Here is a 19567-nt window from a genome sequence, read left to right as displayed (position 1 = left end):
TGCTGCGAACGCGAAAACTACCGGACCACGTAGTTCGGTGCCTCGGCAGTGATCGTGATGTCGTGCGGGTGGCTCTCCTTGAGGCCGGCGGCGGTGATCTGCACGAACTGCGCCTCCTGCAGTTGCTCGATCGTCGTCGCGCCGGCGTAACCCATCGCTGCGCGCAGGCCACCGATGAGCTGGTGCGTGACCTGCTGCAGCGGGCCGCGGAACGGCACGCGTCCCTCGATGCCCTCGGGCACGAGCTTGTCCTCGGAGAGCACGTCGTCCTGGAAGTAGCGGTCCTTCGAGTACGACTTGGCCTCGCCGCGGCTCTGCATCGCGCCCAGCGAGCCCATGCCGCGGTAGCTCTTGAACTGCTTGCCGTTCACCAGGATCAGCTCACCCGGGGACTCCGTGGTGCCGGCGAGCAGCGAACCGAGCATCGCGGTGGACGCACCGGCCGCCAGAGCCTTGGCGACGTCGCCGGAGAACTGCATACCGCCGTCGGCGATGACCGGCACGCCGTGGGCGCGCGCCACCGTGGACGCCTCGAGGATCGCCGTGATCTGCGGCGCGCCGACACCCGCGACGACACGCGTGGTGCAGATCGAGCCGGGGCCGATACCGACCTTGACCGCGTCGACGCCGGCGTTGATGAGCGCCTCGGTGCCCTCGCGGGTCGCGACGTTGCCACCGATGATCTGCACGCGGTCGCCGACCTCGCTCTTGAGCTTCGAGATCATCGACAGCACGTTGGCCGAGTGGCCGTGGGCGCTGTCGACGACGAGAACGTCGGCTCCGGCATCGACCAGCGTCATGGCGCGGGTCCAGGAGTCGTCGCCGACGCCCACGGCGGCACCGACGAGCAGACGGCCGTCGCGGTCCTTCGTGGCGTTGGGGTGCTGCTCGGTCTTGACGAAGTCCTTGACGGTGATCAGGCCGGTGAGCTTGCCCTGACCGTCGACGATCGGCAGCTTCTCGATCTTGTGGCGACGCAGGAGACCGAGCGCGGCCTCAGCGGTGACGCCTTCGCGGGCCGTGACCAGCGGAGCCTTCGTCATGACCTCGGCGACCGGGCGGTTCTGGTCGACCTCGAAGCGCATGTCGCGGTTGGTGATGATGCCGACGAGCTGACCCTCGTCGTCGGTGACCGGCAGACCCGAGATGCGGAATCGCGCGCACTTCGCGTCGACCTCGGCCAGCGTGTCGGTCGGCTTGCAGGTGACGGGATCGGTGACCATGCCGGCCTCCGACCGCTTGACGGTCTCGACCTGCGCGGCCTGCACCTCGGTGGGCATGTTGCGGTGCAGCACGCCCATACCACCGGCCCGGGCCATCGCGATGGCCATGCGGGACTCGGTGACGGTGTCCATCGCGGAGCTGACCAGCGGGATCCGCAGGCGGATCTCGCGGGTGAGCTGACTCGACGTGTCGACCTGACTCGGGACGACGTCGGAAGCCGCGGGAAGCAGCAGCACGTCGTCGAAGGTCAGACCCAGCATTGCGACCTTGTTCGGGTCGTCACCGCCGGTGTGCACGCGCCCTCCGGTACTACTCATGCGGTTCGGACCCTCCGTGACAGTCGATGGGAGCGGACGGCAGAACCGCCCGACAGCAGGAATGAATGAAGGCTGTGCGCGCTCGTCGCACCGACGGGCGGTTGGAGAGCGGCACGCACCCCTTCATGTTATCTGTTCGGGGAACAAGCTCGGCTCCCACCCTGTTCCCCGATGTTCGTCACATCACCCCGTGTGATTTCACGGCGTGTCCCCTGGCGACCGCTGGCGCAGACCCCCTCGGTCTGCGTACCGTGGAGTCGTGCGTGATCAGTTGCCTCCCGGACTCCCACCGGACCCGTTCGCAGGAGACCCCGACGATCCGTCCGCAGCACTGGACGCGATCGAGCCGGGCCAGCCCCTGGATCCTGCGGAGCGGCTCGCGGTGGAAGAGGACCTCGCAGACCTGGCCGTCTACGAGGCGCTGTTGGCTCCCCGCGGCGTCCGCGGACTCGTGGTGTGCTGCGAGGACTGCCACCAGGACCACTACCACGACTGGGACATGCTGCGGGCGAACCTGCTGCAGCTGCTCGTCGACGGCACCGTCAGACCGCACGAGCCCGCCTTCGATCCGTCCCCCGACGCCTACGTCACCTGGGACTACTGCCGCGGCTACGCGGACGCGTCCATGAACGAGGCTCTTCCCGTCGACCCCTACGGTCTGGATTCCTGACCGACCGTTCCCCACGCGGACCACGCATCACGTCACTTCCACGAACGACCCGGGCCCCACAGCACATGCTGCCGGGCCCGGGTCGTTCTGTACTTCTAGCCGCCTTCCGAAGTGGTCACGGACCCCGGAGCGAAATCTGCTCCCGGTCCGTCCTGCGTCGACCGCGGCGACGATGCCGTCGTCGTCGGAGCGGGAGTCGGGGAAGAAGCCGAGGTCGACGGAGGAGCCTCGCTGGGCACCGACGGACCCGGCGTGCTCGACGGGGGCGGTGGCGCGGTCTGCGACGGCGTCGTGGTGTTCGAAACCGGAGGCGGCGGCGCTTGCAGGATGGTCGGATCCACCGTCGTGGAAGTGGGCGGCACGGTCGTGCCGGTTTCCGCACCGGTCGTCGGGGCAGGCTGCTGCCCATCCGTGCCGGGCGTCGTGACCGGCGGGGGCACGACGGCACCGGGAACCACCGGCACCTCGGGTGCCACCGGCGCTGCCGGCGGCGGAGGCACCTGCGGCACCAACCGGCCGAGTTCCTCGGCGAGGCGTTGCACCCAGTCGCCGAGCGCATCGCGCTCCTCCGCGTCCCGGACGTCGCCCGAACGGGACTCCGCGGACGTCAGCAACTCGCGTGCTTCCTCCGTGTTGCCCTCGGCGATGAGTTGTTCGGCACGCTCCAGGGTCGATGTGGTGTCGATCCGGGCCTCGGTGGATTGCGCCTGCTCACTGAACACGACCTGCTTGACGCCCCACAACGGGTCGCCGGGCTCGGCGCCGTAGGACACGGCGGTCGCGCTGCCGACGGCGATGGCGACGAGCGCTGCTGCACCTGCGAGCGGACGGAGCAACCGGAGTTGCCCCTTCGATCTCGGGCGCAGAGGGGTGACCTCCGGGGCCCGAGCGAGCGTTTCCCGTGTTCCCAGTTCCCGGTGGACGGCGGCGACCACTTCGTCGAGGTCGGGGCCGGCGGGCATCGGTTCGGCGAGGATCTCTGCACGCCAGTCGGCGAGCAGAGTGGCGAGTTCGTACTCCTCGTTGTCCTTCGTCTCGACGAGCCCGTTACCGGAGATCGCATCGATCAGCGCGTCGTCACGACGCACGGCGGCGAGGTCCACGGAGGTTTCGTCGTCGGGAAACTCGTCGTCGAAGCCGTCGCCCGAGAAACGCCCCCTACCCATTCCGCTCACCTGCTCTCGTGACTTCCTTCTTGAGTCTCGCGATGGCCCGGTGCTGGGCCACCCTGATCGCTCCTGCAGTACTACCCACTGCTGCGGCCGTCTCCTCGGCCGACAATCCCATGACGAGACGGAGGATGAGGATCTCGCGCTGCTTCTCCGGGAGGATGCCCAGCAGCTGCTTCATCTGCCGGCCCGCCTCGGAGTTGATCGCGTATTCCTCGGGGCTGTCGTCGAGCGACATCACCTCCGGCACATCCGCCACGGGTTCCGCGCGGTTGCGCGCCGCACTGCGGTGCGCGTCGGCGACCTTGTGAGCAGCGATCCCGTACACGAACGCCATGAAGGGGCGGCCTTGGTCCTGATATCTCGGCAAAGCGGTCATCACGGCCAGGCACACCTCCTGTGCAACGTCGTCTGCAGAGAGCTGGCCGCGCTCTGCAGATCCGACCCGTGCGCGGCAGTACCGCACGACGAGGGGTCGGACACTTGCAAGAACCTGAGCGAGAGCCGCCCGGTCGCCTTGCGCAGCCGCAGCAACCGCGGAGTCCAACTCCTCACCCATAACAGTCATCGATTGCGCAAGTCCTGGCGTTACAGACGGCACCACCCCCCGGGCGGGCTTCCACCTGACCGTGGAACACCCCCAGAGTAACTACAACGACCGACCGGTCCGGTCACCCCCCGCGCGCGAATGGAACTCAGCAGGCAGACAAGGTCACGAAGCGACCCCCACGCCCCCTGATCACGGTCGCGCAGAAGTCACGGACGCGACCCGCATCGAGGTCACGGACGCGACCCGCATCGAGATCACGGACGCGACCCGCGTCTCTCCCTGCCCCCAGCCCGTCGAGGAGCATCGCCGCGGCCCATTGCAACGGAATGAGTTCGTGTTCCTCCGCGCGCGCGAGGACGTCGGCGGCCAGATCCATAGCCGGACCATGGTCGGGCAGTCCGGTCAAAGAGGCCGACCGAACGAGGTCCGACTTCACGGAGTGCCGGATCGATCCGAATCCGTCCGCAAGTTCCACCGCGCGGTCCGCCCGGCTGCGCGCACGGGTGAAGTCGCCTGCCGCGAGAGCGGATTCGGCCCCGACCCATGCGAGACGGATCCGCTGTCGCACGAAGGCCTTCTCCCCCGCTTCCGATTCGGCAGCGTCGAGAGCGGCTGCGCATCGGTCGAGCAGCGACCCGCACACCGCGAGACGGCCCCGCCCGAGCGCATCGGCCGCCAACCCCGTGGCAGCGTCACACCATGCAGCGACAACATCGACGTCGCGCCGTGCGGCGACAGTGCCGACGTCGCGCCGTGCGGCGACAGTGCTCCCGGAGCTGGTTCGCAGAGACCCCGCCTCCGCGAGAGCACGTCCGTCCAGGACGGCGGCCGCGCGATGTCCGCCCAACTGACGGAGAAGGGAGGCCTCGGTGCTCGCTCCGAACGACGACCACACTCCTCCGGTTCCACACACTCGGGCCAGCTCGGCCCGCGCGGCGGCGTAACGTCCCTGCCCACCGAGCGCGACGGCCCGCAACCAGTTCTGTTCGGGTCCGTGCGCCGCAGGGAGCGGATGTGCCCCCGGGGACGAGCCGAAGGCCGCGGCGACCAGGATCGCGTGGCGGTCGGACGGTGTCGGTGCCGTGTGCCGGCGGGCGTCGGAATGTGCCATCGCGGAATCATCGCACCAGCGGATACCGACGATACGCGGGGCTCCGGGCCGACGCCGGGCATTTGTCGGAGAGAAATTATCACCGCGAGCGCAAATAGTCTCGATGATTGGAACGCAGGGATGCACAGAAGACATTTCCGAACATTTTGTTAAACATCGAGTTAAAACATGCGTGGTGCATGTATGGTGCCGCCCCCGACCCCCGAGGCCGAGTCGGAGTCCGCATCCAGCCGCCGAAAGGCCGGGTTACCAGCGAGTAAGGGACCTTTTGCCCACGTCGGGAGCATAAGATACCCCGGATCACCCCCGCCCGCAGCGCACAGGCACGACTCCTCACGAAAGTAAATATTTCCGCGGTTAAATCTTGGCTGTTCGGTTATGGACTATCCCACTCATCGAAAACATTGACGACGAATCGATACAGATCCTACGGTGAGTTTGTTTGATTCGGATCACAGCGGGAATCCCGATGTGTCCACGGTCCGCTCGCACAATTCACGCGAGCTTGCTGCAAAGGAGTGCCACATGCCCGCACCACACACACTGCCCGGCCCCAACGCGGACCTCTGGGATTGGCAGATGCACGGTAAGTGTCGTGGTGTGGACTCCTCGGTGTTCTTCCACCCCGACGGAGAGCGCGGTCGTGCCCGCGCCCAGCGGGAGAACCGCGCGAAGGAGCTGTGCCGCACCTGCCCCGTGCTGGCCCGTTGCCGCGACCACGCCCTCGCCGTCGCCGAGCCGTACGGCATCTGGGGCGGCATGTCGGAGACCGAGCGGGAGATGTACACGAGGCAACGACGGCGGAAGGTCGCTGTGTGAGGCGGTCGCCCGCCCCGTGACGGTACGACCGGGAGGCCGGTTGGAGGAGTTGCGTCGATACGACGAAGGCCCCGCAGGGAATGCGAACATTCCTTGCGGGGCCTCGCTGTATTCGTGCCGTCCGGAACGACTTTCACGTCCGGCTCGACCTACGGACCCGCCGGGCGGCGGGTCCGCGGCCCTGACCGGTCGCTCAGTGCGCGTGACCGTGGCCGTGCCCGGCCTCGGCCTCTTCCTCCGGCTTGTCGACGACGGCGCTCTCGGTGGTGAGCACCATGCGTGCGACCGACGCGGCGTTGACGACGGCGGAACGCGTCACCTTCACCGGGTCGACGACGCCCTCGGCGACGAGGTCGCCGTAGGAGAGGGTCGCGGCGTTGAAGCCCTTACCCGTCTCCTCGACCTTGCTCACGACCACCGCACCGTCGATGCCGGCGTTCGTGGCGATCCAGTACAGCGGCGCGGTGAGCGCGGTGCGCAGCGCGGCGACGCCCGTGGCGGCGTCGCCGGAGAGGGACGCCTGGAGCTCTTCGAGCGAGCGTGCGGCCTGTACGAGAGCCGACCCGCCACCGGGGACGATGCCCTCCTCGATGGCCGCCTTCGCGGCGTTGACTGCGTCCTCGACGCGGAACTTGCGCTCCTTGAGGTCCGTTTCGGTCGCCGCACCCACACGGATGACGGCGACGCCACCGGCGAGCTTCGCGAGGCGCTCTTCGAGCTTTTCGCGGTCCCAGTCGGACTCGGTGGCCTCGATCTCACGACGCAGCTGAGCGGCGCGCGCCTCGATGTCCTCGGCGGTACCGGCACCGTCGACGATCGTGGTGCTGTCCTTCGTGACGACGACGCGGCGGGCCGAGCCGAGCAGGTCGAGTCCGGCCTCCTTGAGGGACAGACCCAGATCGGAGTTGATGACCGTACCCGCGGTGACGACGGCGAGGTCTTCGAGGAAGGCCTTCCGGCGATCACCGAAGTACGGAGCCTTGACGGCAACGGCCTTGAGGGTCTTGCGGATCGCGTTGACCACCAGGGTCGACAGCGGCTCGCCCTCGATGTCCTCGGCGATGATCAGGACCGGCTTGCCGGACTCTGCGATCTTCTCGAGGAGCGGGAGGAAGTCGGGAAGCGAGCTGATCTTCTCGCGGTACAGCAGGACGAGCGCGTCCTCGAGGACAGCTTCCTGCGCGTCGATGTCCGTGATGAAGTAGGGCGACAGGAAGCCCTTGTCGAACTGCACGCCCTCGGTGACGACCAGTTCGGTGCTCAGCGTGGAGGATTCCTCGACGGTGACGACACCGTTCTTCCCGACGCGGGTCAGCGCCTCGCCGACCATCTCACCGATCTCCTCGTCGCGCGAGGACACGGTAGCGACCTGCGCGATGGCGGTCTTGCCCTCGACGGGAGTGGCGGCAGCGAGCAGAGCCTCGCTCACCTTGTCCGCACCCTGGGCGATACCGGCACCGAGCGCGATCGGATTGGCGCCTGCGGCAACGTTCTTCAGGCCGGCCTTGACGAGCGCCTGGGCGAGAACGGTCGCGGTGGTGGTGCCGTCACCCGCGACATCGTTGGTCTTGGTCGCGACACTCTTGACGAGCTGGGCGCCGAGGTTCTCGAACGGATCCTCCAGCTCGATCTCACGGGCGATGCTCACACCGTCGTTCGTGACGGTGGGACCACCGAAGGCCTTGGCGAGCACGACGTGCCGGCCACGCGGGCCGAGCGTCACCTTGACGGCGTCGGCCAGCTGGTCGACACCGCGCTCGAGAGCCCGCCGCGCGGTCTCGTTGAACTCGATTTGCTTGGACATGTTCTGCGACTACTCCTGGACTCGGATGTTCCCCAACGTATTCCGCCCCGGGTCCGAAACGGGACACCGGGGCGGAATGCAAGCGGCCTACTTGGCGACGACAGCCAGGACGTCGCGCGCAGACAGGATCAGGTACTCCTCGCCGGCGTACTTGATCTCGGTTCCGCCGTACTTGCTGTAGATGACGACGTCGCCTTCCTTGACGTCCAGCGGGATGCGCTTGTCGCCATCTTCGTCCCAGCGGCCGGGTCCGACGGCGACGACGGTGCCCTCCTGGGGCTTCTCCTTCGCCGTGTCCGGGATGACCAGGCCGGAGGCAGTCGTCGTCTCGGCCTCGTTGGCCTGGACGAGGATCTTGTCCTCGAGCGGCTTGATGTTCACGCTCGCCACGATGAGCCCTCCACTTTCAGGGGTAATGGGGTCCGAGAACCGGTGTTCTCGGACACGGGTGTGTTCAGTCATCACGGTGACTCCGCACGCGTCCCGTCGTCGCGGGTGCCGGGCCGGCGCTCGGTGTCACTAGCACTCTATACACGAGAGTGCCAGCGCTCAAGGGCAACGGGTGCAAACACGCCGACCTGCGTGGAACCCGACGTCATGTTACGGTTGAATAACGGAAACCCATGAGCGTGATCGTTCGGTGACCTCAGCCGAGGTAGGCCCTGGACGCCTGGTCGTCGATCACGCACGGAAGGTGAACAATGCCCACGTCGCTCGGCATCTCCGTCGGCGCCTCCGGCGCCGGCTCGGCCCTGCGCGTCGATGCTGCACACGCGCCCACAACGGAATTCCGCAGACTCGCCTCCGAGTCGCAGCCCGGGCGCGATCTCGGGGATCTCGTCTTCGACGCCGTCTCGCTCACGTCTCCTCGCGGAACCGCCCGCGGAGCCGACAGTCCCGCCATCATCACGGTCGCATACCGCACCGAGGAACAGGCGCACGAGATCCGCACGGCCGCCGAGCGGACGGGCCACATGGTCCGCCTCGTTCCAGAGACCACCGCCGCCCTCGAGTATCTCTACACAGTGGGGGTCCGTCGCGAACCCGGCGCGATCGCGCTCGTGGACATCGGAGCCACCGGCACGACCGTCTCCGTCCTCGACCGCGAGACCGGCACCCTGCTGCGGTCCGCACGTACCGAGACCGTCGGCGGCGACGCCCTGACCGCACGTGTGCTCGATCATGTCCGCAACGCCACCGAGCGGATGCGCACCCGGAGGCAGATCGACCCCGGCCTGCTGGCGGCCCGGTGCCAGGGCGCCCAGGAGGCACTCTCCTCGGCGACGACGACCCGCATCGACATCGCCGAGGCCGGTCCCGACGCGACGGTCACCCTCACCCGAGCGCAACTGGACGAACTGACGACCGATCTCGCCGACGAAGCGGCGGCGTTCACGCGGCGCATCTGCTCGAGCACCGATCCGGTCCCCGAGACCATGGCCCTCATCGGGGGCGCGGCCGCGTCCCCCGTCCTCGCCGCGGCGATCTCGGCGGAGTTCGACGGCGAGATCGTCACCGTCCCCGAACCGGGAGCGGCTGCCGCGATCGGTGCGGCACTGTCGGCCGATTCCCCGTCCTCGGTCGGATACACCGTGGTCGGCGCCCCGTCGCGCACCGGCAACCGGTCCTCGGGTCGTGTCTCCGGTGCGGTCGCCGGGCTCCTGGTGCTCAGTGCGATCATGGCCGGCTTCGCCACCCAGCACTTCACCGAACGCGACAGCAGCGACGCCCAGGTGTCGCCGCGTTTCACGAGCGGCGACGTCCCCACGCAGGAGGCCGGTCCCGGCGAGTCGGCCGTCCCGTCCCAGGACCCGCCGCCCGAACCCGTGACGTCCCGGAGCACCCGGGACGCACCCGCGCCGACGACGGTTCCCTGGCCGTTGCCGACCGTCGAGCACACCGTTCCGTCGACCCAAGATCCGTGGCCCACTGTGCCCGAGTCGTCGAGCACCACCGTGACGCCCACGCCGATCGATCAGGTGCCGACCCCCGGGTCGACAGCGGAGGAAGAGTCCGACCCGGACCGACCGTTCACGTCGCCGGATTCCGAGACCGCACCGAGGCCCGATCCCGACTCCACGGCTCCGGACTCCACGGCTCCGGACACGACCGCTCCGGACACCACGGCTCCCGACACGACGGCTCCCGACACCACCGAGCCGACCACACCGCCGGAGACGACGAGCCCTGCGCCCACCGATCCGGAGACGACCGAACCGAGCACCGGTGTGAGCCCGACACCCCCGTCGACCGAGACGCCGTCCGCGTCGTCCACCGGCGCATATCCGACCGACCTGTCCTCCACGATCGCGTCCGTCACGGAGGAGGGCACGACCGTGCCGTCCACCGGACAGACCACGACGGGGGAAACGACCACCGGGGAGACCACCACCGGATCCGGGACCTCGGAGATCGCCCCCACCTAGGCAGCGCGCCCTCCTCGGGTGGGGGTCGGTCGGGAAAGGTCAGGCCACGACCTGCGACACCGACACCGACAGGCCCGGATCCGTCGCAGCGCCCAGCGAGGACGGCTGCGCCCCCGCGGCGATGAGATGCGCGCCCAGCGACGCGATCATGACGCCGTTGTCGGTGCACAACTTCGGCCGCGGCACGCGCAGGGTAATACCCGCAGCAGTGCACCGTTCCTCGGCGAGTGCGCGCAACCGGCTGTTGGCGGTCGCTCCACCACCGAGGACGAGCGTGTCGACACCGAGATCCTGGGCGGCCCGCACAGCTTTCATGGTGAGCACGTCCGCCACCGCCTCCTGGAAGCCCGCGGCGACATCGGCGACCGGCACCGGCTCGCCCTCACGTTCCTTCGCTTCGACGAAGCGGGCCACCGCGGTCTTGAGACCGGAGAACGAGAAGTCGTGACGCGCGTCGCGCGGACCGGTCATACCCCGCGGAAAGACGACCGCGGAGGGGTCGCCCTGGCGGGCCAGCCTGTCGACCTCGGGACCGCCCGGATAACCGAGCCCCAGCAGTCGCGCGACCTTGTCGAAGGCCTCCCCGGCGGCGTCGTCGACGGTGGTGCCGAGTTCGACGATGGGTTTGCCGAGATGTTCGACGTGCAGCAGGTGGGTGTGACCACCGGAGACGAGCAGCGCCACGCAGGGCGGCATCGGTCCGTGCTCGAGGGTGTCGACCGCGACGTGGCCCGCGAGGTGGTTGATCGCGAAGAACGGCACGTTCCACGCTGCCGCGTAGGCCTTGGCGGCGGCGACACCGACGAGAAGTGCTCCCGCGAGACCCGGCCCGATGGTTACGCACACCGCGTCCGGCTTCTCGATCCCGGCCTCGTCGAGGGCGCGCCGCATCGTCGGCACCATGGCTTCGAGGTGGGCGCGGGATGCGATCTCCGGCACCACACCACCGAAGCGGGCGTGCTCGTCCACGCTCGACGCCACGGCGTCGGCCATCAGCTCGAGGGTGCCGTCACCCACCCAGCGGACGATGCCGACACCGGTCTCGTCGCACGAACTCTCGATGCCCATCACGACGGGGCGCTCGGGCAGCTCGAATCGGGGGCTGGTGGTGCTCACGCCGGTGACTCCTCTCGCGGATCCGGACGACGCATCGTGTACGCGTCCGCGCCGCTCGGCTGGTAGTAACGCTTCCTGGTTCCGACGATCTCGAAGCCCTCGCGCCGGTACAGGGCGATCGCCGCGTCGTTGTCGGTGCGCACCTCGAGGAAGACCGGCCCTCCCCAGCGGTCGGCGACGGCCAGCAACTCCCCCAGGAGGGCTCCGCCGATCCCCCGGCGGCGCGCCACGGGGTCCACACCGATGGTGTGCACCTCGGATTCGGGTTCGATGGCCGTACCGAGTCGCGCGAGTCCCGCGTAACCGATCAGCCGGCCCTGCGGGTCGCGGGCCGCGAAGTAGCGGTTGTGGGGCGAGGCCAGCTCCGAACGGAAGGCGTCGGCGCTCCACGGGTCGTCGCCGGGGAACAGGATCTGTTCGAGTTCGGCGCAGCGGGGTGCATCCTCGGGGCGCAGTGCGTCGATGACGACCGCGTTCTCTGCGGCCGTATTCTCCTCGGGTGTGGCGTTCATGCTCGGCGATTCGCGGTCTCCACCGCGTCGGGGCGGCGCAGGTACAGGGGCACGAGCGGCTCCGGTTCGGCGCCCGCGCGCAGGGCGTCGGCCGCGACTGTCACCAGGCCCGCCGGGGACGGCGTCTGCACGTCCACCGCCGGAAGGTCGAACAGCGCGACGTGCGACGACGAGCCCGCCACCCGCACCGACGGCTCGGCGGGCACGTCGGCGGGCTTGCGCACCTCGGGTCCTTCGACGCGGCGGCCGCCGGAATAGCGTGCCCAGTAGATCTCGCGACGACGGGCGTCGGTGACGACGAGCAGATCGTCGTCCGTACCGTGTTCCCGGTGGACGTCCGCGGCGATCGCGTCGAGGCTGCACACACCGTGCACGGGGATGCCGAGCGCATCACCGAAGGCCGCAGCAGTGGCCATGCCGACGCGGAGACCCGTGAACGGGCCGGGTCCGATGCCGACGACGATCGCGTCGAGATCGATGGGGGCAGCGCCGGCCTCGGCGAGGCATTCGAGGATTTGCGGAGTGAGGACTTCGGCGTGCGCTCGCGGATTGTCGAGCACGCGCGCAGCGACCGTCTCGGGTCGGGCATCGTCCCGACCGCGGTCGAGACGGACGACTCCCGAGGTCACGGCGGGGGTGGCGGTATCGACAGCGAGCACGAGCACGATGTACCAGCTTACCCCGCGCGACCTGCCCGGTCGGTGTGCAGTGACGGAAGCCACCGGCATGCGGACTGCCGGTGGCTCAGCCGATCCATTCCCACGAGGCACGGCGGACATCGGTGCCCGGGTCGCGCCGGAGCCGGACCCTCAGATGCCGTTCGGCGAGCTGTTCGACCAAGCCACCGCCCCATTCGACCACCACGACGGTGTCGGTCAGGTCGGTGTCGAGGTCGAGCGCGTCGAGTTCGTCGAGGGCGTTCGGTCCGTCGCCGAGACGGTAGGCGTCGACGTGGACGAGCCCGACCGGTTCGCGTCCCTCCGGACTACCGGGACGGTGTTCGCGGGCGATGACGAAGGTCGGGGAGGTCACGCGTCCCTCCACCCCGAGGCCGGCGGCGATTCCGCGGGTCAGTGACGTCTTTCCCGCGCCGAGCGGCCCGTCGAGCACGACGAGGTCCCCGGCCCGCAGCTCGGCTGCAAGCCTGCGCCCGAACGCCTCGGTGTCCTCCACGGTCGGCAGTTCGATGGTCTGCTCCCCCGCCTGCGGCCCACTCGATTGCGAATCACCCAATTGCGATCTGCCTTCCGTTCACTCCCTGCGTGAAACTCCGCTGGATCAGACGATCGAGGGCACGGTCGACCACCTCGGGGAACTCCAGCTGCACGAGGTGCCCGGCACCACGTACCCGCTTGAGTTCGACATCGGGCAGCTGCTCCGCCAGCGCCTCGGAACTCGCGTACGGGATGACCATGTCGGCGTCGCCGGACAGCACCAGCACGGGCACGGTGCCCAGGACCGGAAGCGCCGCGGACTCGTCGTGCAGTTCGAGGGTGCGGAGGAAGTTGACGATGGTGAGCACCGACGTCTCGTCGAGCATCCGGTCGGACAACTTCACCAGGCGGGGGCTCACGACCGTGCCGTAGGACGCCGCACGCAGGATCGGCGTCACGACGGCACGGGCCGCGCCGCGCGCGAACTGCACGAATCCCGGTGCGGTACGCGCCGCGTACCGGAACGCGTCGATCACCGGGTTCTCGAGATTGCGTCCGATACCGGTCTTGCTGAGCCCTGCCGCGGTGGTCGCCAGCAGACCGACGCCCACGATGCGTTCACCGAACAGGTCGGGCCGCTGGGAGGCGAGCGCGATCGCGGTCATGCCGCCCATCGAGTGGCCCACCACCACCACCGGACCGGTGGGCGCGACTTCGTCGATCACCCGGCCCAGGTCGCGGCCGAGCTGCGCGATGGTGCACGTCGCGGCACCGGAGAAACCGGATTCGCCGTGACCACGCTGGTCGTAGAAGACGGCACGCACGTCACGCCCCCACTGTTCGCGCAGGTGGCGGTACTGCATATGCCAGGCCTGCATGCGCAGGCAGTAGCCGTGGACGAACACGACGGTGAGCCGAGCCAGGGCCGAGCCGCTCTCGCGGACCACGAGCGGGACACCGTCCTCGGTGGTCACGATGCGGCGCGGGAGCCGGAGGATCTCGTCGAAGTCCTCGTTCTGATAGATCTCATGGGCGGGCGCGCCCGCGGTCTTGACCGCGTACAGTCCCGCCGACGATGCGAGCGTCGCAAGGCTCGCACCGAGGAGTCCCATCCTGTTCACGAGTGACATGACGTCACGCTCCCTTCGCTCCGACATAGGTCCGGACGGTCCGTCCGCCGATGCCGGTCACGATCTCGTAGTTGATCGTGCCCAGCTTGTCCGCCCAGTCCTGGGCGTTCGGCTCTCCGTGACGCCCGTCACCGAAGAACAACACCTCGTCGCCCTCGCTTACTCCTGCCCCATCGGGGCCGAGGTCGACGACGACCTGATCCATGCACACGCGCCCGATCTGCGGGCACCGGCGCCCGCCGAGCTGCACCTCGATGCGCCCGCTGAGATTGCGGCGGATCCCGTCCGCATATCCCATGGGCAGCAGCGCCACCGTCGTATCCGCGGGAGCAGTCCAGGTGTGCCCGTAGGACACCCCGTCTCCCGCCTTCACCTTCTTCACCAGCACCACCCTCGCCCGCACGGTCATCACCGGCCGGAAGCCCAGGTCGCCGAGTTCCGGGATCGGTGTCAACCCGTACATCGCAATTCCGGGCCGAACCATGTCGAATCGCAGGTCGGGACGGGTGACGGTGGCCGCGGAATTCGACAGGTGCACCACCTCGGGAGCCAGATGGTGCCGCCGCAGATCCGCGACGGCCTCGCTCAGCCGGTCGCGCTGCTCGGCGTTGCCCGGATGCTCGGGTTCGTCGCCGTGGGCGAGGTGCGAAAAGGCTCCACGCAGCCGCACGACACCTTCGGCCTGTGCCCGGCCCAGGTCGCGCACCATGTCGTCCCACTCGTCGACGGCGACACCGTTGCGGTTGAGGCCGGTGTCGACCTTGACCGTGACGGTCGCGGTGACCCCGACCTGCCGCGCCGCCTCGACGACGGCCGCTAGATGCCGCGGCGAGGACACGCCCAGTTCGATCCCGGCCTCGACGGCGGGAGCGAAATCGGAGTCGGCGGTGTGCAGCCACGACAGGATCGGAGCCTCGATACCCGCGGCGCGGAGTTCGAGGGCCTCGCCGAGCGTCGTCACACCCAGTTCGCGGGCGCCTGCGGCGAGCGCGGCACGCGCGACCGGCACGGCCCCGTGGTTGTAGGCGTCGGCTTTGACGACGGCCATGACCGCAGCGGGACCCGCGTACTCCCGGAGCGCTCGTACGTTCTCCGCCACGGCATCGAGATCGATGAGGGCTTCGGCTTGGGGAAGGACGGTACGTGCAGGTCGCGGGGTGCGTTGGGTCGTGGTCACGTCTGTCGATCCTGCCACTGCGCCGTCGGACGTCGACGTCGTGTCCCCGTGTACCACGTCACGATTCGGCAATGTGGGTGCGCAACAGACGAATCGAGTCGCCGAGTCGCGAGAGGATCGCGCTCGCCGAGGTCGGCGCCGCTCCAGGGGACTCGGGGTCCTGCGCGGCCAGGTTCGCGGCGAGGGCGTGGGCCCGAGCACCGGCCGCCGCGGCCAGGTCCACCGGCATGCCCGACGAGAGCAACGACCCGATGACACCGGCCAACACGTCCCCGGCACCCGCGGTCGACGCCCACGAACCGCCCGCATCGTTGACGAAGACGTGCCCGTCGGGCCGTGCCACGAGCGTCGCGCGCCCCTTGAGCAGCACGTGCACTCCCCAGTCGGCGGCGAGGGAACGTACCGCCGCGACCCGGTCCGGTTCGGGGCGGTTCCCGGTCAGGCGTGCGAACTCGCCGGCGTGCGGGGTGAGCAGGGTGTGCGCGGACCGGCCCCGCACGAGACCGGGTTCGCGGGCGAGGAGCGTGAGTCCGTCGGCGTCGACGAGCACCGGCAGGTCGGTGGCGAGGATGTCGCGCAGGTTCGCGCAGGCCTCATCGTCGGTACCGGCACCCGGCCCCACGACCCAGGCCTGCACCCGCCCGGTCTCGGCCACCGAGGGCGACACGACGACCTCGGGGAACCGCGCGAGCACCTCGGATGCACCCGACCCGGCGTAGCGCACCATGCCGGAGGTCGCGGCGACGGCCGCTCCCGTGCACAGCACACCCGCCCCCGGATACCGGGCGCTGCCGGCACGGACACCCACCACACCCTGGGAGTACTTGTCGTCCTCGGCGCCGGGCACCGGCCAGATCGCGCCGATCTCGGACGGTTCCGCCGCGACCAGCCCGGCCTCCGGGAGTGTGAGTCCGATGTCGACGAGTTCGACGCGACCGCAGCGCGTGGCGCCGAGTGCATGGACCGGCTTGTAGGCGCCGAAGGTGACGGTCACCGCGGCCGTGATCGCCGGTCCGTCGACGGCACCGGTATCGGGGCCGACACCGCTCGGGATGTCGACGGCGATGATCGGCGCGGTGATCTCGTCCACGAGCGCGGCCGCCGCCGGTCGCAGCGGGCCGCGCCCGGAGATGCCGACGATGCCGTCGAGCACGAGGTCCGGGTCGCCGAGGTGCTCTGGAGTCGCCGGGACGATCCGCCCGCCGGCCTTCCGCAGTGCCCGCAGACCCGCGGGGTGCGCCCGGTCGGGGTCGAGCAGCAGTGCAGTGACGGACACGCCCCGCCGGCGCAGGAAGGTTCCCGCCCACAGCGCGTCGCCGCCGTTGTCGCCGGACCCGACGAGCAGGCTCACCCGCCGACCGGCGATCCCACCGGTGCGTTCACGCAGTTCGGAAGCCACGACCCGCGCGAGTCCGTAGGCCGCGCGCCGCATGAGGGTTCCCTCGGGGAGAGACTCCAGCAGCGGCGCCTCCGCCGCGCGGACCACGTCGGACGGGTGAAAACTGCGCATCGTCCCTCCTGCACCGGCGGGTGGGTCGCTATTCGACGGTGACCGACTTGGCGAGGTTGCGGGGCTTGTCGACGTCGTAACCACGGGCCTGCGCGACCTCCGCGGCGAAGACCTGCAACGGCACCGTCGACAACAACGGCTGCAGCAGCGACGCCGACGACGGGATCTCGACGAGGTGATCGGCGAACGGCCGGACCGTCTCGTCGCCCTCCTCGGCGATGACGACGGTGACGGCCCCGCGGGCCTGGATCTCGCGGATGTTGCTGAGCAGCTTGCTGTGCAGCACGGCGCGGCCCTTCGGCGACGGCATCACGACGATGACGGGCAGCCCGTCCTCGATCAGCGCGATCGGGCCGTGCTTGAGCTCACCGGCCGCAAAACCCTCGGCGTGCATGTACGCCAGCTCCTTGAGCTTGAGCGCACCCTCGAGCGCGACCGGGTAGCCCACGTGCCGACCGAGGAACAGCACGGCCGGCGAGGCCGACAGCTCCCGCGCCAGCGCCCGCACCGGCTCCATGCCGGTCAGCAGCTCGGCGATCTTCTCCGGCATCGCCGCCAGATCCTGGTACTCGCGGGCCACCTCGTCGGGATACTTCGTGCCGCGCGCCTGCGCCAGCGCCAGACCCACGAGGTAGTTCGCGGCCATCTGCGCCAGGAACGCCTTCGTCGACGCCACACCGATCTCCGGGCCGGTGCGGGTGTAGAGCACCGCGTCGGCCTCCCGCGGGATCTGCGCGCCGTTGGTGTTGCACACCGCCAGCACCCGCGCCTTCTGATCCTTGGCGTGCCGGACCGCTTCGAGGGTGTCGGCGGTCTCCCCGGACTGCGAGATCGCCACGACCAGCGTGGACCGGTCGAGCACCGGATCGCGGTAGCGGAACTCCGAGGCCAGCTCGACCTCGACGGGCAGGCGGGTCCAGTGCTCGATCGCGTACTTGGCGACCAGGCCCGAGTGGTACGAGCTGCCGCAGGCGACGACGAACACCTTGTCGATGTCGCGCAGTTCCTGATCGGACAGGCGCTGCTCGTCGAGCACGATGCACCCGTCGACGAAGTGACCGCGCAGGGTGTCGGCGACCGCGGCCGGCTGCTCCTCGATCTCCTTGAGCATGAAGTAGTCGTGGCCGCCCTTCTCGGCGGCGGCGAGATCCCAGTCGATGGTGAACGGACGCGTCGCCACGTCGGTGTTGCCGTCGAAGTCGGTGACCTCGTAGGAGTTGTTCGTGATCACCACGACCTGGTCCTGACCGAGCTCGACCGCCTCCCGGGTGAACTCGATGAACGCCGCGACGTCCGAGGCGATGAACATCTCACCGTCGCCGACCCCGACGACCAGCGGCGTCGACCGGCGCGCCGCGACGATCGTGCCCGGATGATCGGCGTGGGCGAAGACCAGTGTGAACGCACCCTGCAGCCGGCGCAGCACACTGCGGGCGCTGTCGACGAAGTTGCCCGCCGTCGGACCCTCGGCGTAGGCGCGGGCCACCAGATGCACCGCGACCTCGGTGTCGGTGTCGCTGGCCAGCTCCACACCCGACTTCTCGAGCTCCTCACGCAGCGGCGCGAAGTTCTCGATGATGCCGTTGTGCACCACCGCGACCTTGCCGGTCGCGTCGCGATGCGGATGCGCATTGCGGTCGGTGGGACGACCGTGGGTGGCCCACCGGGTATGCCCCATCCCCGCGGTACCGGCGAAGTGCTCCTCGCCGATCTCGGCGAGCTCGGCCTCCAGATTGACCAGCCGCCCCGCCTTCCGCTCGACGGCCAGACCACCCTTGCCGTCGAGGATGGCGATTCCCGCCGAGTCGTAACCCCGGTACTCCATCCGCCGCAGCGCTTCCACCACGACGTCGAGAGCACGACGGTGCCCGACATAGCCCACGATTCCGCACATGCCTAGCAGGGTACTGGTCGACCCCCGCCCGGGAACAACACACCGGTGAGCCCGTACACCTGCATCGGGGCACGCCGTCCGGTACGCACCGACCCCGGCGGGCAGCGCCATCCGCTAACGTTCAGGCCGTGGCGGCGAACCCCAAGAAACTGGCTCAGGAACTCTCCCGGCGCGGCCCGCACTCGGTGCTGCGCGGCGACCTGGCGCTCGCCGGTCAGCCGGGTGTCGTGTACACCCCAGCGGAAGGCTTCGACCTGCCCGCGATCGCGTTCGGGCACGGCTGGCTCACCGGGGTCACGAAGTACACGAAGCTCTTCGAGCACCTCGCGTCCTGGGGAATCGTGGTGGGCGCACCCAACACCGAACGCGGACCGGTGCCGTCGACGATCGGCTTGTCGACCGACCTGCTCACCACCCTCGACATCTGCACCGGCGTGCGTCTCGGTACCGGGCGGATCAGTGTCCATCCGTCGAAGCTCGCGCTGGTGGGCCACGGCTCGGGTGCCGGGGCGGCGGTGCTCGCCGCTGCGAGGCGTGAGGTCGCGGCCGTCGCCGCGCTCTACCCCTCGCCCGTCTCCCCCGCTGCCTCCGAAGCCGCGGGCCGCGTGCGGGCACCGGGCCTCGTCCTCGTCGGCGAGAAGAGCATCGGGTCGATGACCAGCGACGCCGTCGCGGTCGCCCGGGGCTGGGGCAGCGACGACGTGCAGCTGCGGGTCGTCGAGAAGGCGAACGACGAAGGACTCGTCGAGGGGCGCCGCCTGCTCGGAGTGCTCGGCGTCGGTGGTGCCGAGCGTCGCACCCAGGAACGCACTCGTGCGCTGCTCACCGGCTTCCTGCTGCACCGTCTCACAGGCGACAAGACGTACGCGATCTTCTCCGACCTCACCACGGAGCTGCCCGGCTCCACGGTGATCTCCGACCCCGACGTCGTCGATCGCGATCTCGGCACGCAGGTCAACCTGCTCCTCGGGCGCTGACGTTCCG

At 69.5% G+C, this 19567-nt stretch carries 18 protein-coding genes; 4 read left to right on the top strand and 14 right to left on the bottom strand.

From position 1 onward, the window contains the following. Nucleotides 1–17: 17 nt before the first annotated feature. Nucleotides 18–1541 (bottom strand): IMP dehydrogenase, encoded by a 1524-nt coding sequence (gene guaB / locus A5767_RS15340; protein WP_033097050.1) that lies wholly within the window; start codon nucleotides 1539–1541, stop codon nucleotides 18–20. A gap of 259 nt (nucleotides 1542–1800) precedes the next feature. On the opposite strand from guaB, the gene A5767_RS15335 reads away from it, so the two are divergent. Continuing rightward, nucleotides 1801–2211 (top strand): DUF5319 domain-containing protein, encoded by a 411-nt coding sequence (locus A5767_RS15335; RefSeq protein ID WP_006550077.1) that lies wholly within the window; start codon nucleotides 1801–1803, stop codon nucleotides 2209–2211. A 95-nt stretch (nucleotides 2212–2306) separates the two neighbouring features. On the opposite strand, the gene A5767_RS15330 is transcribed toward A5767_RS15335, so the two are convergent. The 3 genes from A5767_RS15330 to A5767_RS15320 form a co-directional block, all read right to left on the bottom strand. Next, nucleotides 2307–3377 carry an anti-sigma-D factor RsdA gene (locus tag A5767_RS15330; protein ID WP_019288579.1) on the bottom strand — a complete coding sequence of 357 codons (1071 nt, stop codon included), beginning with the start codon at nucleotides 3375–3377 and terminating at the stop codon, nucleotides 2307–2309. Further along, nucleotides 3370–3948, bottom strand: coding sequence for a sigma-70 family RNA polymerase sigma factor (locus A5767_RS15325; RefSeq protein ID WP_019288580.1), 579 nt, complete (start codon nucleotides 3946–3948; stop codon nucleotides 3370–3372). The genes A5767_RS15330 and A5767_RS15325 overlap by 8 nt, the downstream gene beginning before the upstream one ends. Nucleotides 3949–4075: 127 nt before the next feature. Further along, nucleotides 4076–5041, bottom strand: a complete 966-nt coding sequence (locus tag A5767_RS15320) for a hypothetical protein (protein WP_064852623.1) — start codon at nucleotides 5039–5041, stop codon at nucleotides 4076–4078. A 525-nt stretch (nucleotides 5042–5566) separates the two neighbouring features. Between A5767_RS15320 and A5767_RS15315 the strand changes: the two genes are divergently transcribed. Then, a complete protein-coding gene (locus A5767_RS15315; protein ID WP_006550073.1) occupies nucleotides 5567–5860 on the top strand; it encodes a WhiB family transcriptional regulator in 294 nt (97 codons plus the stop codon). 193 nt (nucleotides 5861–6053) lie between these two features. Here A5767_RS15315 and groL read toward each other — a convergent pair whose 3' ends face one another. Together groL and groES are read right to left on the bottom strand one after the other, a co-directional pair. Next, nucleotides 6054–7664 (bottom strand): chaperonin GroEL, encoded by a 1611-nt coding sequence (gene groL, locus A5767_RS15310; protein WP_006550072.1) that lies wholly within the window; start codon nucleotides 7662–7664, stop codon nucleotides 6054–6056. Nucleotides 7665–7751: 87 nt separating this feature from the next. Then, entirely contained in the window at nucleotides 7752–8054 is a 303-nt protein-coding gene (groES, locus tag A5767_RS15305; RefSeq protein ID WP_006550071.1) for a co-chaperone GroES, read from the bottom strand. A gap of 311 nt (nucleotides 8055–8365) precedes the next feature. Between groES and A5767_RS15300 the strand changes: the two genes are divergently transcribed. Continuing rightward, nucleotides 8366–10090 carry an Hsp70 family protein gene (locus A5767_RS15300; RefSeq protein WP_064852622.1) on the top strand — a complete coding sequence of 575 codons (1725 nt, stop codon included), beginning with the start codon at nucleotides 8366–8368 and terminating at the stop codon, nucleotides 10088–10090. Between the two features lie 39 nt (nucleotides 10091–10129). On the opposite strand, the gene tsaD is transcribed toward A5767_RS15300, so the two are convergent. The 8 genes from tsaD to glmS form a co-directional block, all read right to left on the bottom strand. Continuing rightward, nucleotides 10130–11158: a tRNA (adenosine(37)-N6)-threonylcarbamoyltransferase complex transferase subunit TsaD gene (gene tsaD, locus A5767_RS15295; protein WP_033097166.1), complete on the bottom strand. Its 1029-nt coding sequence runs from the start codon at nucleotides 11156–11158 to the stop codon at nucleotides 10130–10132. 44 nt (nucleotides 11159–11202) lie between these two features. Next, entirely contained in the window at nucleotides 11203–11718 is a 516-nt protein-coding gene (rimI, locus tag A5767_RS15290; RefSeq protein ID WP_006550067.1) for a ribosomal protein S18-alanine N-acetyltransferase, read from the bottom strand. Then, nucleotides 11715–12383 (bottom strand): tRNA (adenosine(37)-N6)-threonylcarbamoyltransferase complex dimerization subunit type 1 TsaB, encoded by a 669-nt coding sequence (tsaB, locus tag A5767_RS15285; protein WP_064060917.1) that lies wholly within the window; start codon nucleotides 12381–12383, stop codon nucleotides 11715–11717. Before tsaB ends, rimI begins: the two co-directional genes overlap by 4 nt. Before the next feature lie 79 nt (nucleotides 12384–12462). Then, the gene (gene tsaE, locus A5767_RS15280) at nucleotides 12463–12951 is read right to left on the bottom strand and encodes a tRNA (adenosine(37)-N6)-threonylcarbamoyltransferase complex ATPase subunit type 1 TsaE (RefSeq protein WP_064852621.1); all 489 of its coding nucleotides are present in this window, start codon (nucleotides 12949–12951) and stop codon (nucleotides 12463–12465) included. After that, nucleotides 12944–14002 (bottom strand): alpha/beta fold hydrolase, encoded by a 1059-nt coding sequence (locus A5767_RS15275; protein ID WP_006550064.1) that lies wholly within the window; start codon nucleotides 14000–14002, stop codon nucleotides 12944–12946. Before A5767_RS15275 ends, tsaE begins: the two co-directional genes overlap by 8 nt. A gap of 4 nt (nucleotides 14003–14006) precedes the next feature. Beyond that, nucleotides 14007–15179 carry an alanine racemase gene (gene alr, locus A5767_RS15270; protein WP_039584927.1) on the bottom strand — a complete coding sequence of 391 codons (1173 nt, stop codon included), beginning with the start codon at nucleotides 15177–15179 and terminating at the stop codon, nucleotides 14007–14009. Between the two features lie 58 nt (nucleotides 15180–15237). Continuing rightward, nucleotides 15238–16689 carry a bifunctional ADP-dependent NAD(P)H-hydrate dehydratase/NAD(P)H-hydrate epimerase gene (locus A5767_RS15265; RefSeq protein WP_064852620.1) on the bottom strand — a complete coding sequence of 484 codons (1452 nt, stop codon included), beginning with the start codon at nucleotides 16687–16689 and terminating at the stop codon, nucleotides 15238–15240. A gap of 28 nt (nucleotides 16690–16717) precedes the next feature. Beyond that, nucleotides 16718–18583, bottom strand: a complete 1866-nt coding sequence (gene glmS / locus A5767_RS15260; RefSeq protein ID WP_006550061.1) for a glutamine--fructose-6-phosphate transaminase (isomerizing) — start codon at nucleotides 18581–18583, stop codon at nucleotides 16718–16720. A gap of 128 nt (nucleotides 18584–18711) precedes the next feature. Here glmS and A5767_RS15255 point away from each other — a divergent pair, with 128 nt between their 5' ends. Then, nucleotides 18712–19560, top strand: coding sequence for a hypothetical protein (locus A5767_RS15255; RefSeq protein ID WP_006550060.1), 849 nt, complete (start codon nucleotides 18712–18714; stop codon nucleotides 19558–19560). The last annotated feature ends 7 nt before the right edge of the window (nucleotides 19561–19567 follow it).

Origin of the sequence: Rhodococcus sp. 852002-51564_SCH6189132-a (genome assembly GCF_001665495.1) — a bacterium.
Classification (GTDB): Bacteria; Actinomycetota; Actinomycetes; order Mycobacteriales; family Mycobacteriaceae; genus Rhodococcus; species Rhodococcus pyridinivorans.
The sequence above is the reverse complement of the archived record's forward strand: the minus strand, read 5'-3'. Positions and strand labels throughout refer to the sequence as shown.

Excerpts from the sequence above, each read along its gene's own strand:
- guaB (WP_033097050.1), bottom strand. The coding sequence starts at position 1,541 with ATGAGTAGTACCGGAGGGCGCGTGCACACCGGCGGTGACGACCCGAAC.
- A5767_RS15330 (WP_019288579.1), bottom strand. The coding sequence starts at position 3,377 with ATGGGTAGGGGGCGTTTCTCGGGCGACGGCTTCGACGACGAGTTTCCC.
- A5767_RS15325 (WP_019288580.1), bottom strand. The coding sequence starts at position 3,948 with ATGACTGTTATGGGTGAGGAGTTGGACTCCGCGGTTGCTGCGGCTGCG.
- A5767_RS15320 (WP_064852623.1), bottom strand. The coding sequence starts at position 5,041 with ATGGCACATTCCGACGCCCGCCGGCACACGGCACCGACACCGTCCGAC.
- A5767_RS15315 (WP_006550073.1), top strand. The coding sequence starts at position 5,567 with ATGCCCGCACCACACACACTGCCCGGCCCCAACGCGGACCTCTGGGAT.
- groL (WP_006550072.1), bottom strand. The coding sequence starts at position 7,664 with ATGTCCAAGCAAATCGAGTTCAACGAGACCGCGCGGCGGGCTCTCGAG.
- A5767_RS15300 (WP_064852622.1), top strand. The coding sequence starts at position 8,366 with ATGCCCACGTCGCTCGGCATCTCCGTCGGCGCCTCCGGCGCCGGCTCG.
- tsaD (WP_033097166.1), bottom strand. The coding sequence starts at position 11,158 with ATGGGCATCGAGAGTTCGTGCGACGAGACCGGTGTCGGCATCGTCCGC.
- rimI (WP_006550067.1), bottom strand. The coding sequence starts at position 11,718 with ATGAACGCCACACCCGAGGAGAATACGGCCGCAGAGAACGCGGTCGTC.
- A5767_RS15275 (WP_006550064.1), bottom strand. The coding sequence starts at position 14,002 with ATGTCACTCGTGAACAGGATGGGACTCCTCGGTGCGAGCCTTGCGACG.
- A5767_RS15265 (WP_064852620.1), bottom strand. The coding sequence starts at position 16,689 with ATGCGCAGTTTTCACCCGTCCGACGTGGTCCGCGCGGCGGAGGCGCCG.
- glmS (WP_006550061.1), bottom strand. The coding sequence starts at position 18,583 with ATGTGCGGAATCGTGGGCTATGTCGGGCACCGTCGTGCTCTCGACGTC.